Annotated in this window: 13 protein-coding genes; 10 read left to right on the top strand and 3 right to left on the bottom strand. The window is 72.3% G+C overall.

Features of this window, described 5'->3' with window-relative positions; genetic code table 11:
• The first annotated feature begins 135 nt into the window (after window positions 1-135).
• Entirely contained in the window at window positions 136-3,651 is a 3,516-nt protein-coding gene (gene smc, locus ABME01_RS09895) for a chromosome segregation protein SMC (protein WP_353828240.1), read from the top strand.
• Between the two features lie 56 nt (window positions 3,652-3,707).
• Here the strand turns inward: smc and ABME01_RS09890 are convergent, their stop codons facing one another.
• Window positions 3,708-5,372, bottom strand: coding sequence for an alpha-amylase family protein (locus ABME01_RS09890; RefSeq protein ID WP_353828239.1), 1,665 nt, complete (start codon window positions 5,370-5,372; stop codon window positions 3,708-3,710).
• Window positions 5,373-5,376: 4 nt separating this feature from the next.
• Window positions 5,377-6,375, bottom strand: a complete 999-nt coding sequence (locus ABME01_RS09885) for a TIGR03885 family FMN-dependent LLM class oxidoreductase (RefSeq protein WP_353828238.1) — start codon at window positions 6,373-6,375, stop codon at window positions 5,377-5,379.
• Between the two features lie 155 nt (window positions 6,376-6,530).
• On the opposite strand from ABME01_RS09885, the gene ftsY reads away from it, so the two are divergent.
• The 4 genes from ftsY (at window position 6,531) to ABME01_RS09865 (ending at window position 11,070) form a co-directional block, all read left to right on the top strand.
• A complete protein-coding gene (gene ftsY, locus ABME01_RS09880) occupies window positions 6,531-7,406 on the top strand; it encodes a signal recognition particle-docking protein FtsY (RefSeq protein ID WP_353828237.1) in 876 nt (291 codons plus the stop codon).
• Between the two features lie 16 nt (window positions 7,407-7,422).
• Window positions 7,423-7,911, top strand: coding sequence for a DUF2004 domain-containing protein (locus ABME01_RS09875; RefSeq protein ID WP_353828236.1), 489 nt, complete (start codon window positions 7,423-7,425; stop codon window positions 7,909-7,911).
• 50 nt (window positions 7,912-7,961) lie between these two features.
• The gene (gene ffh / locus ABME01_RS09870) at window positions 7,962-9,527 is read left to right on the top strand and encodes a signal recognition particle protein (RefSeq protein ID WP_353828235.1); all 1,566 of its coding nucleotides are present in this window, start codon (window positions 7,962-7,964) and stop codon (window positions 9,525-9,527) included.
• Window positions 9,528-9,636: 109 nt separating this feature from the next.
• Entirely contained in the window at window positions 9,637-11,070 is a 1,434-nt protein-coding gene (locus ABME01_RS09865; RefSeq protein WP_353828234.1) for a GH1 family beta-glucosidase, read from the top strand.
• On the opposite strand, the gene ABME01_RS09860 is transcribed toward ABME01_RS09865, so the two are convergent.
• Entirely contained in the window at window positions 11,067-12,221 is a 1,155-nt protein-coding gene (locus ABME01_RS09860) for a glutamate--cysteine ligase (RefSeq protein ID WP_353828233.1), read from the bottom strand. The two genes, ABME01_RS09865 and ABME01_RS09860, sit on opposite strands and share 4 nt — an antisense overlap.
• A 266-nt stretch (window positions 12,222-12,487) precedes the next feature.
• On the opposite strand from ABME01_RS09860, the gene rpsP reads away from it, so the two are divergent.
• The 5 genes from rpsP to ABME01_RS09835 all read left to right on the top strand — a co-directional run bounded on the left by rpsP (window position 12,488) and on the right by ABME01_RS09835 (window position 15,373).
• Window positions 12,488-12,901, top strand: coding sequence for a 30S ribosomal protein S16 (rpsP, locus tag ABME01_RS09855; RefSeq protein ID WP_353828231.1), 414 nt, complete (start codon window positions 12,488-12,490; stop codon window positions 12,899-12,901).
• Between the two features lie 4 nt (window positions 12,902-12,905).
• Entirely contained in the window at window positions 12,906-13,142 is a 237-nt protein-coding gene (locus ABME01_RS09850; RefSeq protein ID WP_353828230.1) for an RNA-binding protein, read from the top strand.
• A 1-nt stretch (window position 13,143) separates the two neighbouring features.
• Window positions 13,144-13,758, top strand: coding sequence for a ribosome maturation factor RimM (rimM, locus tag ABME01_RS09845; protein ID WP_353828229.1), 615 nt, complete (start codon window positions 13,144-13,146; stop codon window positions 13,756-13,758).
• A 9-nt stretch (window positions 13,759-13,767) separates the two neighbouring features.
• The gene (trmD, locus tag ABME01_RS09840; RefSeq protein ID WP_353828228.1) at window positions 13,768-14,502 is read left to right on the top strand and encodes a tRNA (guanosine(37)-N1)-methyltransferase TrmD; all 735 of its coding nucleotides are present in this window, start codon (window positions 13,768-13,770) and stop codon (window positions 14,500-14,502) included.
• Window positions 14,503-14,611: 109 nt separating this feature from the next.
• Window positions 14,612-15,373 (top strand): sirohydrochlorin chelatase, encoded by a 762-nt coding sequence (locus ABME01_RS09835; RefSeq protein ID WP_353828227.1) that lies wholly within the window; start codon window positions 14,612-14,614, stop codon window positions 15,371-15,373.
• Window positions 15,374-15,396: the final 23 nt, after the last annotated feature.

Below are 15,396 nucleotides of genomic sequence, written 5' to 3'. Positions count from 1 at the left end.
CCCTCACTCGGGCAGCGGGCCAGCCTAGCTGCGGCCGATGACGGTGGCAACGGCGGGGGAGGAGCGGTCGGCGGCATCCGCTCGGGTACGCTCGTGCGAGGCATCCGCACGACCGCGCCGCGACCCCGGGGGGACATGTACCTCAAGAGCCTCACCCTCAAGGGCTTCAAGTCCTTCGCGCAGCCGACCACGTTCGCGTTCGAACCGGGGGTCACCTGCATCGTGGGACCGAACGGGTCGGGCAAGTCGAACGTGGTCGACGCGCTCGCCTGGGTGATGGGCGAGCAGGGCGCGAAGACGCTGCGCGGCGGCAAGATGGAGGACGTCATCTTCGCGGGCACCTCGACCCGCGGCCCGCTCGGGCGGGCGGAGGTCAGCCTCACGATCGACAACACGGACGGCGCGCTGCCGATCGAGTACGCCGAGGTGACGATCTCGCGCACGCTGTTCCGCAACGGGGGCAGCGAGTACGCCATCAACGGCGAGCAGTGCCGCCTGCTCGACGTGCAGGAACTGCTGAGCGACTCCGGCCTCGGCCGCGAGATGCACGTCATCGTCGGGCAGGGCCAGCTCGACCAGGTCCTGCACGCCAGTCCCGAGGACCGACGCGGCTTCATCGAGGAGGCCGCGGGGATCCTCAAGCACCGCCGTCGCAAGGAGAAGACGCTCCGCAAGCTCGACGCGATGCAGGCGAACCTCACGCGCCTGACCGACCTCGCGGCCGAGCTGCGCCGTCAGCTGAAGCCCCTCGGGCGGCAGGCCGAGGTCGCTCGCGAGGCCGCCGGGATCGCCGCGGTCGTCCGCGATGCCAAGGCCCGCCTCGTCGCGGACGACGTCGTCGAACTGCGGCGCGTCCTCGAGACCGCCGGGCGGACCGAGCACGAGCGCCACGCCGAGCGACTCGTGCTGCAGCAGGAGCTCGAGCGCCACGAGGCGCACATCCAGCGTCTCGAGCAGGCACAGGGAGGCGACGACGTCGACCGGGCTCGGGCGACGAGCTTCGCGCTCGAGCAGTCCGAGGCGAGGCTCCGCTCCCTCGACTCCCTCGCCCGACAGCGGATCGCCCTGCTCTCGGCCGCCGACGACGGCGCGGATGCGGCGCCGACCGTGACGCTCGCCGACATCGACGCCGCGCGCGCGGAGCTCGACGGCATCCGAGGGAGCGTCGGCGATGCCGCCGCGTCGCTCGAGCAGGCGACGACGGAGACCCGTGACGCGCGCGCCGCGCTCGACGCCGTCGACGAGGAGATCGCGGCGCAGGCCGCACGCGTCAGCGAGTACGACCTGCGCGCCTCCCAGCTCTCCGGCCGCGCCGACACCGCGGCGTCGGCGCTCGCGGCCGTCCGCGGCGAGGTCCTCCGCCATCGGAACGCGCTCGACGCGGCGACGCTGCGCCGGGATGCGGCCGCGACCGAGCTGGCGCGGGTGGAGGCCGAGACCGTCGCGGACCCCGTGACGGGGACCGACCTCGACGAGGCCTACGAACTGGCCCAGGCCGCCGTGTTCGAGGCCGAGGGCGAGATCGACCGGCTCCGCGAGGCCCTGCACGAGCGCGAGCGCGAGCGCGACGCCCTGGACGCACGCGTCACGGCGCTGTCGCTCGCCCTCGACCAGAAGGACGGCTCGGCCGCGCTGACCGGGTCCGGAACCCCGGGCGTGCGCGGGCTGCTCGCCGAGCACCTGCGCGTCGAGCCCGGCTACGAGGTCGCCGTGGCCGCCGCGCTCGGGCCGCTGGCCGAGTCCGTGCTGGTCGACGACCGCGGCGCGGCGCTGCGCGCCGTCGACGTGGCGGTCGACGGCGACTTGGGGCGCGTCGCGCTCACGGTCGCCGATCCGGGAGCCTCCGCCCCGGCGCCACTGGCGATTCCCGGGCTCGTCCCGGCCGCCGACGTCATCACGGCCCCGCCCGGCGTGCTCGCGCTGCTGGCCGAGGTGCTCGTCGCCGACGACCTCGACGCGGTCCGTGATGCGGAGCCCGGGCTCGCGGCCCTGGATCGGCCGGCCACGGTCATCACCCGCGACGGCACCGTCGTCGGACGGTACGTCGTGCACGGCGGGTCCGGGCGCACCCAGAGCCGCATCGAGCTGCTCGCCGAGCGCGAGCGCGCCCAGGCGCGGCTCGACGAGGTGCGGTCGGAGATCGAGCGCGCCCGCGCCGACCTCGACGGGCAGCGCGGCGCGGCCGACGGCGCGCGCGAGCGGTCGAAGCTCGCGCTCGCCGCGCTGCGCGAGTTCGATGCGCAGCTCGCCCAGCGCACCGAGTCGCTGAACCGCGCCCGGGTGCAGGCCGAGGCGGCCGCCGCCGAGACGGAGCGACTCGCCGACGCGCTGCGGAGGGCCGAGGACCGGGTCGCCGACGCCGAGACCGCGAGTGCCGAGGCCGGGGCCGAGCTCGCGGCCGCCCGTGCGCAGCCGCGTCCGGTGCTCGAGGCGGAGCGCCGCGACGGCGCGCTGGCCGCACTCGAGCGCGCGCGCGAAGGCGAGGTCGAGGCGCGCCTGCGGCTGGAGACCGCGCGCGAGCGTGTCCGCGCCGAGGAGGCCCGCATCGCGGTCATGCAGCGCCAGCACGAGGCCGAGCATCGGGCCGCCGAGGAGGCCGCGCGGCGCACCGTCATCCGCCGCGCCCAGCTCGCCGCGGCCCAGCGCGTGGCCGACGCCCTCCCGCCCGTGCTCGCAGCCGTCGGGCGATCCGTCGCCGAGGCCCGGCTCGCCCTCGCCGCCGCGGAGGCGGAGCGCGCCAGCCGCAACGAGGAGGTGCAGGCCGCCCGGCGCGGTGAGGCCGCCGCGCGCGAGCGCCTGCATGCGGTCACCGAGGACGTGCACGGCCTCGAGCTGCGCATCTACGAGAAGAAGCTGCAGGTCGGGTCACTCCTCGAGCGCGCGCAGAGCGAGCTCGGGCTCGACGAGGAGGTGCTCGTCGCCGAGTACGGACCGGACCAGCCGATCCCGGTCGACGGCGACCCGGACGCCGAGCCCCGGCCGTTCGACCGCGCGGCGCAGCAGAAGCGCCTCCAGGCGTCCGAGCGCAAGCTCGCACAGCTCGGCCGGGTGAACCCGCTCGCGCTCGAGGAGTTCGCCGCGCTCGAGCAGCGGCACCAGTTCCTCCAGGAGCAGCTGACCGACCTGGCGAACACCCGCAAGGACCTGCTGACGATCATCGACGAGATCGACGGCCGGATGGAGTCGATCTTCCGGGCGGCGTTCGAGGACACGCGCACGGCGTTCGCCGAGGTCTTCCCGATCCTCTTCCCCGGTGGCGAGGGGCGCATCGCGCTGACGAACCCCGACGACCTGCTCACGACGGGGATCGAGGTGAGCGTCAAGCCCGCGGGCAAGAAGATCGAACGGCTCTCGCTGCTCTCGGGCGGCGAGCGCTCGCTCGCGGCCGTCGCGCTGCTGCTCGCGATCTTCAAGGCGCGACCGAGCCCGTTCTACATCATGGACGAGGTGGAGGCCGCGCTCGACGACGCGAACCTCGGGCGGCTGCTCACCACGTTCGAGGACCTTCGCGAGTCGAGCCAGCTCATCGTCATCACGCACCAGAAGCGCACGATGGAGATCGCCGATGCTCTGTACGGCGTCTCGATGCGGCAGGACGGCGTGTCGGCGGTCGTCGGGCAGCGCGTGCGACAGGAGCTCGCGAGCGCCTGAGCGCCGCGGCGCCCCCGGCCGAGCGCGCCGCCCCGGCCGGGGTCAGCGGCGAGCGGTCAGGTCAGCCGGCGATCGCCCGGCGCGAGCACGCGGAACCACCGGTACCCGTACGCCTCGAGTTCGACCTCCACGCGACCGCGCTCGTCGATCGCGTCCGCGTCGACGGCGAACAGGTCGCTGAGCACCGCGTCCTCGGGCACGTCGCCGAGCTCGAGCGTCACCCGGACCGGGTCCGGTGCGAAGTTGTGCACCGCGACGAACCGCAGGTGGTCCTCGGTGATGCGATGCGCGAGCACCGCGGGTTCACCCGCGTCGAGCAGTTCGAACCGACCCCACCCGATCTCGGGCGAGCTCCGGTACCGGGCGATGAACCCGCGGATCGTCGACAGCAGCGAGTCCGGGTCGTGCATCTGCGCCTGGACGTTCACGTGCTCCGGCGCGGAGCCGTCCGCGGGCGGCTGCGCCGCCAGCCGGCTCGGCGCGGCGCGCGAGAACCCGCCGTTGCGGTCGCCGGTCCACTGCATCGGCGTGCGCACCGCCTGGCGCTTCTCCTGCTCCGGGTTCTCGCCCATCCCGATCTCCTCGCCGTAGAAGAGCACCGGCGTGCCCGGCAGCGAGAACAGCAGGCTGTAGACCATGCGGATGCGACGCGGATCGCCGCCGAGCATCGTCGGCAGCCGCCGCACGATCCCGCGGCCGTAGACGCGCATCCACTCCTCGGGCGCGAACGCCTCGAAGACCTCCTCGCGCTCGTCGTCCGAGAGCTTGTCGAGGGTGAGCTCGTCGTGGTTCCGCACGAAGTTCGCCCACTGCTTCTCCGGTTCGAGCTGCGGTCGGCGCGCGAGCATGTCGCGCAGGGTCGTGGCGTCGTCCCGTGCGAGCGAGAGGTAGAGGCGCTGCATCGCCTCGAAGTCGAACTGCAGCGTGAGCTCGGGCGGGTCGCCCTCCGCGCCGAAGTAGTCGAGCTGCTGCTCGTACGGCAGGTTGACCTCGCCGAGCAGGATGGCGTCGCTCGCACGGCGCTGCAGGTAGCGCCGCAGGTCGCGCATGAGCTCGTGCGGATCCCCGACGTCCTCGCCCTCCGGCGGCTCGATCAGGAACGGCACGGCGTCGACGCGGAAGCCCGAGATGCCGAGCTGGAGCCAGAACCCGACCGTCTTCGCGATCTCGTCGCGGACCGCCGGGTTCGCGATGTTGAGGTCGGGCTGGTGGCGGTAGAAGGAGTGCAGGTAGTACTGCCCCGTGCCCTCGTGCCACTCCCACACGCCCTCCTCCTCGCCCGGGAAGACGCTCTCGGCGGGGTTCGGCGGGATCTCGTCGCGCCACACGTAGAAATCGCGGTACGGCGAGTTCCGGCTGCGCTTGGCGGAGGTGAACCACGGATGCCGGTCCGAGGTGTGGTTCATGACCAGGTCCATGATCACCCGGATGCCGCGATCACGCGCGGCGCGGATGAACGCGACGACGTCGCCGAGCGAACCGAGCCGCGGATCGACCCCGAAGTAGTCGGTGATGTCGTAGCCGTCGTCCTGGTCGGGCGAGGGCTGGAAGGGCATCAGCCAGATGCAGGTGACGCCGAGCTCGGCGAGGTGGTCGAGCCGCTGGGCGAGCCCCTCGAAGTCGCCGGAGCCGTCGTCGTTCCAGTCCATGTACGTCTCGACGTCGAGGCAGTAGACGACGGCGGTCTTCCACCACAGGTCGCCGCGGGCGGTCGCGCGCATCCGGTCAGCTCCCCGCGGTCGTGGTCGGCGCAGCGGCATCGTCCGTCGTCGACAGCCTCGGCAGGACGTGCTCGCCGAAGGCATCGATGAACCCGCGTTGCTCCTGCCCGACATGGTGCAGGTAGATCCGGTCCACGCCGAGGTCGGCGAGCTCCTGCAGCGCATCCAGGTGCCGCTCGAGGTCGGAGGAGGCGAGCAGGGTCTCCGCCACCTCGCCCGGCGAGGCGTCCGAGGTCCGCTCGTCGAAGGCCTCGGGGCTGGCGAGCTCCCATGCGAGGTTCGGCGGAACGAGGCTCTGCCGCCACTGGTCGTGCGCGATGGCGACCGCCTCGTCGTCGGTCGGCGCCCAGCTCAGGTGCACCTGGACGCAGACCGGCCCGCGGCCGCCCGCGCCGCGGTACGCGTCCATGAAGTCCTTCAAAGCCGAGCGATCCTGGTCGACGGTGATGACGCCGTCGGCCCATTCGGCGGTCTCCGCGGCGGTCTCGGTGCTCACGGCGGCCGCCACCAGCGCGGGCGTGGTGTCGGGGCGGGTCCAGAGCCTCGCCTCGTGCACGCTGAAGGTGCCGTCGTGGTCGACGGTCTCGCCGGCCAGCAGCCGCCGCATCACGTCGATCGTCTCGGCGAGCCGCCGGTCGCGCGTGTCCTTGTCGGGCCACGGCTCGCCCGTGATGTGCTCGTTCACCGCCTCGCCGCTGCCGATGGCGGCCCAGAAGCGCCCCGGGAACATCTCGCCGAGGGTCGCGATCTTCTGCGCCGCGACGGCCGGGTGATAGCGCTGCCCGGGCGCCGTGACCACCCCGAGCGAGAAGGACGTGGCCTGCAGCGCGGCGCCGAGCCACGCCCACGCGTAGCCCGAGTGCCCCTGCCGCACGCTCCAGGGGGCCCAGTGGTCGCTGCACATCGCGGCGCCGAACCCGGCGCGTTCGGCGTGGACGACGGCGTCGAGCAGTTCGCTCGGCGGGATCTGCTCGTGCGAGGCGTGGAATCCGACGAGGGGCATGGGTCTCCTTCCGACTGCGCCACGATGCTTCCGGTCGCCGCTCGCCGCGACAAGGCCTTGCGGACCCGGAGCGCGCTCGGTAACGAGCGACCGCGCGGGTGCGGGGTGGACTGCGGGGTGAGTGGGCGGCATCCGTCACCCGTAGGCTGGACGGCATGGTGGAACGCGCATCGTGGTCGCTCGGATCGGCCCTCCGCAACGTGTTCGGCGCGAGGACGATCGACGAGGACACGTGGGACGACCTCGAGGCCGCGCTCATCCGCGCGGACTTCGGACCGGCCGTCACCGAGGAGATCGTCGAGTCGATCCAGGCGCAGGTCGAGCGGTACAAGACCACCGACCCGCGCGACGTGCAGCGGATGCTGCGCGAGACGATCGAGGAGCGGCTCGCGAAGTACGACCCGACGCTCAAGCTCACCGAACGTCCGGCCGTCGTGCTCGTGGTCGGCGTGAACGGCGTCGGCAAGACCACCACCATCGGCAAGTTCGCGAAGTTCCTGCGCAACTACGACCGCAGCGTCGTCGTCGGCGCCGCCGACACCTTCCGCGCCGCCGCGGTCGACCAGCTGGCCACCTGGGCCGCACGCGCAGGCGTCGAGGTGGTGCGTCCCGAGCGCGAGGGTCAGGACCCCGCCTCCGTCGCGTTCCAGACGGTCGACTACGCCAAGCGCACCGGCACCGAGATGGTCATCATCGACACCGCAGGACGGCTGCACACCAAGGGCGGGCTCATGGACGAGCTCGGCAAGATCCGTCGCGTCGTCGAGAAGCAGGCGCCGATCAGCGAGGTGCTGCTGGTGCTCGACGCGACGACCGGCCAGAACGGGCTCGCCCAGGCCGAGGCGTTCATCGAGCACGGCGGCGTGACCGGACTCGTGCTCACCAAGCTCGACGGCTCCGCCAAGGGCGGGTTCGTCATCGCCGTGCAGGAGAAGACCGGCCTGCCGATCAAGCTGATCGGCCAGGGCGAGGGCATCGGCGACCTCACCGGGTTCACGCCGCACGTGTTCGCACAGCAGCTGGTCGGCTGAGAGGGGAGCGGGACCGATGTCGATGGAGCACGACTACTTCGGGTTGGTCGGTGACTACTGGTCGGAAGACGTCGAGTACGGCGACCAGCGGGTGGAGGTCGTCCTCGACGCCGACGCCGACACCGTGTCGATGGCCGCGCTCGACGCCGCGGCGACCCTCGTCGGCGAGCTCGAGCTCGTCGACGACGAGCTCCGCTCCGCGTTCGTGACCCAGCTCGACTCCAGCGGGTCGCCGGTCATGCGCTTCCTGCTCACGCTGCTCGACCCCGAGTCGCCGCAGGCGGAGGAGGTCGAGACCGCCATCGGTCGCGACTCGGGCGACCGCCAGATCGACGCGCTGCGGTCGATGTCGCTCGTCCGCGTCGACCTCCGGCCCGACGCGGACGAGCCGGGCGACGCCTTCGCCGAGTTCGAGTACGGGCTCGCGCCGGAGGACACCGACGAGCGCCTCGTGGTCTCGATCGACGTCGGGCGCGAGATCGTCGACGTCCGCCACGAGGACTGAGCGGCCCCGCACCGTCCGCCCACCCGCGGCCCTCTACACTTGAGGGCATCATGGCTACGTTCGGCACCCTCTCTGACCGTCTGACCGAGACGTTCAAGAACCTCCGCACCAAGGGCAAGCTCTCCGCATCCGATGTCGACGGCACCGTCCGCGAGATCCGGCGCGCCCTCCTCGACGCCGACGTCTCGCTCGACGTCGTGAAGTCGTTCACCGCGACGGTGCGCGAGCGCGCACTGGGCGACGAGGTGAACCGCGCGCTGAACCCCGCCCAGCAGGTCGTGCAGATCGTCAACGAGGAGCTCGTCGGCATCCTCGGCGGTCAGCAGCGCCGACTCCAGTTCGCCAAGAACCCGCCGACGGTCATCATGCTCGCGGGCCTCCAGGGCGCCGGAAAGACCACGCTCGCGGGCAAGCTCGCGAAGTGGCTGAAGAAGGACGGCCACACGCCGATGCTCGTGGCCGCAGACCTGCAGCGGCCGAACGCCGTCAACCAGCTCCAGGTCGTGGGCGAGCAGGCCGGCGTGGCCGTGTTCGCCCCGGAGCCCGGCAACGGCGTGGGCGATCCCGTGAAGGTCGCCAAGCAGGCCGTCGCCCAGGCCGAGCGCGCCCAGCACGACGTGGTCATCATCGACACCGCGGGCCGGCTCGGCGTCGACGCCGAGCTCATGAAGCAGGCCGCGAACATCCGCGCGGCGACGAACCCCGACGAGGTGCTCTTCGTCATCGACGCGATGATCGGCCAGGACGCGGTGACCACCGCGAGGGCCTTCCAGGACGGCGTCGACTTCACCGGCGTCGTGCTCTCCAAGCTCGACGGCGACGCGCGCGGCGGCGCGGCGCTCTCGGTGGCCTCGGTCACCGGCCGCCCCATCATCTTCGCCTCGACCGGCGAGGGCCTGGACGACTTCGAGCCGTTCCACCCCGACCGCATGGCCAGCCGCATCCTCGACCTCGGCGACATCCTCACCCTCATCGAGCAGGCCCAGCAGGCCTTCGACGAGGAGGAGGCGATCAAGGTCGCCGAGAAGCTCGCCACGGAGCAGTTCACGCTCGAGGACTTCCTCCAGCAGATGCAGCAGCTGCGCGGCGCGGGCTCGATCAAGAAGATGCTCGGCATGCTCCCCGGCGCGGGCGGCATGAAGCAGCAGCTCGAGAACTTCGACGAGCGCGAGATCGTGCGCACCGAGGCGATCATCCAGTCGATGACGACCGCGGAGCGACGCAACCCGAAGCTGCTGAACGGCTCGCGTCGCCTGCGCATCGCGAAGGGCTCGGGCATGACCGTGACCGACGTGAACCAGCTCGTGCAGCGCTTCGAGCAGGCCGCCAAGATGATGAAGACCGTCGCACGCGGCGGCGTGCCGCAGGTGCCGGGCATGGGCCCGATCCCCGGCGGGCACGGCGGCGGCGCCCGCAAGGCCAAGGGCAAAAAGAAGCCGCAGGGCTCGCGATCCGGCAACCCCGCCAAGCGCGCCGCGGAGAACGCCGCACTCGCCTCGGGCCAGGCGCCTGCGGCGAACGCCCCGGCCGGGTCGGGCTTCGGCCTCGGCGGCGGCGCCAAGGGCGCGCCGAGCGACGAGGAACTCGCCACCCTGCAGAAGATGCTCGGCCGCTGACCGGACGGCCGACGGGGCCGCCGGCCGGGTGACCCCGTCGGTGCAGCCGCCGGCTCGGCATAGGGTTGGAGCGGTGGCGACCCCGCCTCGCCACCGGGACGGAGCGACGATGACCACCGGCGACCCCGACTACCGCGACTCGGGCCTCGAGTTCGCCCCCGACTTCCTCCTCGGCTCGGCCACGGCCGCGTACCAGATCGAGGGCGCGGCCACGGAGGACGGCCGCGGTCCGTCGATCTGGGACACGTTCAGCCACACCCCCGGCAAGGTGTGGAACGGCGATACCGGCGACGTGGCGTGCGACCACTACCACCGGATGGACGCCGACCTCGACCTCATGGTCGAGCTCGGGCTCGAGGCGTACCGGTTCTCGATCGCGTGGCCCCGCATCCAGCCCACGGGCCGGGGCCCGGCGAACGAGGCGGGCCTGGCGTTCTACGAGCGCCTCGTCGACGGGCTCATCGCCCGCGGCATCCGCCCCATCGCGACGCTCTACCACTGGGACCTGCCGCAGGCCCTCGAGGATGAGGGCGGCTGGACGAACCGCGCGACCGCCGAGTCGTTCGCCGACTACGCCCGGATCCTGGGGGAGCGGCTCGGCGACCGCGTGGCCGTGTGGACGACGCTGAACGAGCCGTGGTGCTCGGCGTACCTCGGCTACGGGTCGGGCGCGCACGCGCCCGGGCAGACGGACGGCGCGAAGGCGCTCGCGGCGGTCCACCACCTGAACCTCGCGCACGGCCTCGCGGTCGCGGCGCTGCGCGAGGTGGTCGTGAACGACCCGGAGTTCTCGATCACCCTCAACCTGCATGTCATCCGCCCCTCCGGCGAGACCGGGCACGAGGCCGCGCGCCGCATCGACGGCCTGGCCAACCGCGTGTTCCTCGGCCCGCTCTTCGGCGACGGCTATCCGGCCGACGTGATCGAGGACACGGCCGCGGTGACCGACTGGGCGTTCGTGAAGCCCGGCGACACCGAGCTGATCGCGCAGCCGATCGACCTGCTCGGCGTGAACTACTACTCCACGGTCACGGTGCGCATGTGGGACGGCGTCTCGCCGCGCGCCCACGCGGACGGGCACAAGGACATGGGCGGCACGCCGTGGCCCGGCTCCGAGCACGTGGAGTTCCTCGAGCAGCCGGGGCCGGCGACGGCGATGGGATGGAACATCGACCCGTCGGGGCTCGAGGACCTGCTCGTCGCGCTGCACGGCGCCTACCCCGAGGTGCCGCTCATGATCACCGAGAACGGCGCCGCGTTCGACGACCGCGTCGTCGACGGGCCGAGCGGCCCCGAGGTGCCCGACGAGGACCGGATCGACTACCTGCGCCGGCACTTCACGGCCGCGCACCGCGCCCTGGCCCGTGGGGTCGACCTGCGCGGCTACCAGGTGTGGTCACTGCTGGACAACTTCGAGTGGGGGTACGGGTACTCCAAGCGCTTCGGCATCGTGCGCGTCGATTACGACACGCTCGAGCGACTGCCCAAGGCCAGCGCGCGCTGGTTCGCGGAGCTCATCCGCACCCGTCGGATCCCCGCCTAGCCCCGGTCGGGCCCGCTGCCGGTGCCCTCTCGGAGCTCCCGAGCGAGGTGCGCGACCACGGCGGTGAGGTCGCCGTCGTGCTCCTCGGCGACCCGGAGCTGCCGCTGGTACCCGGCGCCGTGCTCGAGCGTGCGCCGGATGCGCTGGAGTTCGGTGGCGCAGCCGAGGCGCTCGGCGAACGGCGCGAGGGTGACGAGGAGCTCGGCGATCGCCTCCGCGACCGGGCGCTCGTTCCCGGCGGCGTCGGTGATGATCTCCGCGTGCATGCCGTACCGCGCCGCGCGCCACTTGTTCTCGCGCACGTACCACGTCTGCATGGTCGGCAGCGTCTCGCCGTCGTCGAGGCGGGTCGACATCCATTCGACGAGGCACTGGATGAGCGCGGCGATCGCGCCGATCTCCTCGGCCGACGAGACGCCGTCGCAGACCCGCACCTCCACGGTGCCCCAGCGCGGCGAGGGGCGGATGTCCCAGCGCACCTCGGTGTGGTCCTCGATCACGCCCGTCCGGACGAGGTCGTCGACGTACCGCTCGTAGGACGCCCAGTCGGGCAGCTGGTACGGCAGTCCTGCGGTCGGCAGCTGCTGGAACATCAGGGCGCGGTTGGACGCGTAGCCCGTCTCGACGCCCGCCCAGAACGGACTCGACGCCGACAGGGCCTGCAGGTGCGGGACGTACGCGAGCATCGCGTCGAGGATCCGCAGCGCCTTGTCGCGCTCCTCGATGCCGACGTGCACGTGGATGCCCCAGATCATCATGTTGCGCCCCCACCAGCGGGTGCGCTCGACGAGCTTGCGGTAGCGGGGCTTGTCGGTCAGGCGCTGGTCGTACCAGCGGCTAAACGGGTGGGACCCGCTGCAGATGAGCTCGTACTCGCCGAGGCGGTCGAGCACGGCGTGCACCTCGGCGACCTGGCCGGTCAGGTCCTCGACGGCGCCGGACACGCGGTCGTGGACGCCGCTGACCAGCTCGACGGTGTTCGTGAGCAGCTCGGACGTGATGGACGCGTGCGGGGTCCCGTCGGCGTCGCCCAGCTCGGACAGCACCCGATCGCCCACCGAGGCGAGTTCACCCGTCGAGCGATCGACGATCGCGAGCTCCCACTCGATGCCCACGGTGGACCGTTCCGACCGCGCGAACTCGATCTGCATGGGCGGCCCCCCGTCGTTCGCAGCGCGACATGCACGGCGTGCACGGCGTGCGCCCATCCTGCCACGGCGTGCCGCCGGTCGGTACGGGCGCGGATCGCGCCGGGCGGATTATCCTCCTGCGCCGAAATCTGCAAGAATGGTCAGTCGAGTTCTGTACCGCCCGACCCTCTATCCGGCGCGCAGGACACCCTTTGAGCTTCCGCCGAGTGTGCACCCCACGCTCACGGCTGTCAGTTCGCCTACCTCACAACACATCCAGGAGAATCGTGGCTGTCAAGATCCGCCTCAAGCGGCTCGGCAAGATCCGTGCCCCGTACTACCGCATCGTCGTCGCCGACTCGCGCACCAAGCGCGATGGTCGCGTGATCGAGGAGATCGGCAAGTACCACCCGACCGAGAACCCCTCGTTCATCGAGGTCGACTCGGACCGCGCCCAGTACTGGCTCGGCGTCGGCGCGCAGCCGACCGAGCAGGTCCTCGCCATCCTCAAGCTCACCGGCGACTGGGGCAAGTTCAAGGGCGACAAGGACGCGAAGTCCACCGTCCTGACCGCCGAGGCCAAGACCGAGTACCAGGTCGACGAGAACAAGAAGTCGGTCGTCAAGCCCAAGGCCGAGAAGCCGGCGAAGGCCGACGAGCCCGCCGAGGCCGCCGACGAGACCGCGTCGGACGAGGCGTAAGGCCTTGCTCACCTCCGCGCTCGAGCACCTCGTCAAGGGGATCGTCGATCACCCGGCCGAGGTGAAGGTCGTCTCCGCGTCGAGCGCACGCGGCGAGGTCCTCGAGGTGCACGTGCACCCCGAGGACCTCGGCCGCGTCATCGGGCGGTCCGGTCGCACGGCGAAGGCCCTGCGCACCATCGTCGCCGCCCTCGCCGACGGTCGCCGAGTCCGTGTCGACGTCGTCGACACCGACGACTGACGTGGCCGCGGCATCCCGCCCGCCCCAGCTGCGCGTCGGTCGCCTGACCAAGGCGCACGGCCTCAAGGGCGCCATCAAGCTCGAGCTCTACACCGACGACCCCGAGCGGCGCTTCGTGCCCGGCGCCGAGTTCTCGCTCCAGGTCCCCGAGAGCTCCCCCTGGCACGGGCGCACCCTGACGCTCCGAGAGCTGCGCTGGTACAACGGCCAGCCCGTCGGCTTCTTCGAGGGCGTCGACGACCGCACGGCCGCTGAGGGCCTCGTGCGGGCGATCCTCTGGGTCGACCAGCCGTCCGACGAGGAACCCGAGCCCGACGCCTGGTACGACCACCAGCTCGTGGGGCTGTCGGTCATGCGCGACGGCCAGAAGGTCGGCGAGGTCGCGCACGTCGATCACCTGCCGGCCCAGGACCTCCTCGTCGTCAAGGGCGGCGGCCGCGAGGTCATGGTCCCCTTCGTCTCGGCCATCGTGCCCGAGGTGGACCTCGAGGCGGGCACCCTGACGGTGACGCCGCCTCCGGGACTCTTCGAGGAGCTGGACGAGCCGCGCGAGAGCACCCGGCCCGCCGACGACGCCGACCGGCCCGGCGACGCGCCCGAGCCCGACGGCGAGTAGGCGGCGGCGATGCGCATCGACATCGTCACGATCTTCCCGTCGTTCTTCGACGTGCTCGACCTGTCGCTGCTCGGCAAGGCCCGGCAGACCGGCCTCATCGAGGTCGTGACCCACGACCTCCGCGACTTCACCCACGACCGGCACCGCACCGTCGACGACACGCCCTACGGTGGTGGCGCCGGCATGGTGATGAAGCCGGAGCCGTGGGGCGAGGCGCTCGACTCCATCGTCGGCGAGGGTCCGTCCGAGGCACTGCTGGTCGTTCCGTCGCCCGCGGGGGAGCCGTTCACGCAGGCCACCGCGCGGGAGCTCGCGGCGGAGGAGCACCTGGTGTTCGCGTGCGGGCGATACGAGGGCATCGACCAGCGCGTCGTCGACCACTACGCCACTCGCATGCGCGTCCGGCTCGTCAGCCTCGGGGACTACGTGCTGAACGGCGGCGAAGTCGCGGTGATGGCGATGATCGAGGCGGCCGGGCGACTGGTGCCGGGCGTCGTCGGCAACCCCGAGAGCCTCGTGGAGGAGTCCCACGAGGACGGACTGCTCGAGTACCCGAGCTACACCAAGCCCGCGGAGTGGCGCGGGCTCGAGGTGCCGCCCGTCCTGCTGTCGGGCCATCACGGTCGCGTCGCGGAGTGGCGGCGCGCGCAGCAGGTGGAGCGAACGCGTCGCGTGCGCCCGGAACTGCTCGGCGAGACCCCGGTCGCACCCGATCCCGCCGAGGAGCCGACCACCCCCGAGTGAGGGACTCTTCACGCGCCGGAAACACGCGGGTGTGTTCGGCGAAACACGCCCTGAATACCGTCGGAGCGGCGGATGAGACCGGACTCCGCCGGAAAGCGCGGGTCGGAAGATGGGTCGGACGAGTGACCTCGGAGTCGAGTCGGCGCCCGATCGCCGCCCCCCGCTCCGGCTCGTCGCCGTCACCCACGGTGCTCCGTCCGCAGCGAACCGCCAGGCGGTGATCCGCCTGGTCGACGGCGTGGCCTCGGCTCGCCCCGAGCTCGCCGTGTCGATCACGTTCGTCGACGCGAGCCACGCCGACATCGGCGCCGCGCTCGAGGCGGCGGCCGAACCGGACGCCGTGATCGTGCCGCTCGTGCTGTCGGCCGGCTTCCACGTCCGCACCGGTCTCTCGCTCGGCCTCGACCGCATCGGCGGATCGGCCCGGCTCGCACCCGAGCTCGGACCCGACGACCGCCTCGTCGACGTGCTCGCCGAGCGGCTCCTCGTGCACGGCATCGCCGACGGCGACACCGTGCTGCTCGCCGCGGCCGGGTCGAACGACCCGCGTGCGGTGCGCGAGTGCTTCGAGACGGCCCGACGTCTCGGGCAGCGTCTCGGGCGCTCGGTCACGGTCGGGTTCATCGCCGCGGCCATCCCGCGCCTGCCCGATGCGATCGAGATGATCCGCGAGGTGCATCCGGGCTCGCGGATCGTCGTCGGGCCGTACCTGCTCGCGCCCGGCACCTTCTACGACCAAGCGGTCGCCGCCGGCGCGGACGCGATCGCCGACCCGCTCCTGCTCCCGGACGCGCCGCCGCCGACCGCGCTCGTCGAACTCGTGCTCGACCGGTACACGGCGGTCGGGCAGGACCAGCGCGAGCACGCCTGAGGCCGGGCCGCTGCGGCTCCCGC

The sequence above is a fragment of the Agromyces litoreus genome, from assembly GCF_040496015.1.
Classification (GTDB): Bacteria; Actinomycetota; Actinomycetes; order Actinomycetales; family Microbacteriaceae; genus Agromyces; species Agromyces litoreus.
The sequence above is the reverse complement of the archived record's forward strand: the minus strand, read 5'-3'. Positions and strand labels throughout refer to the sequence as shown.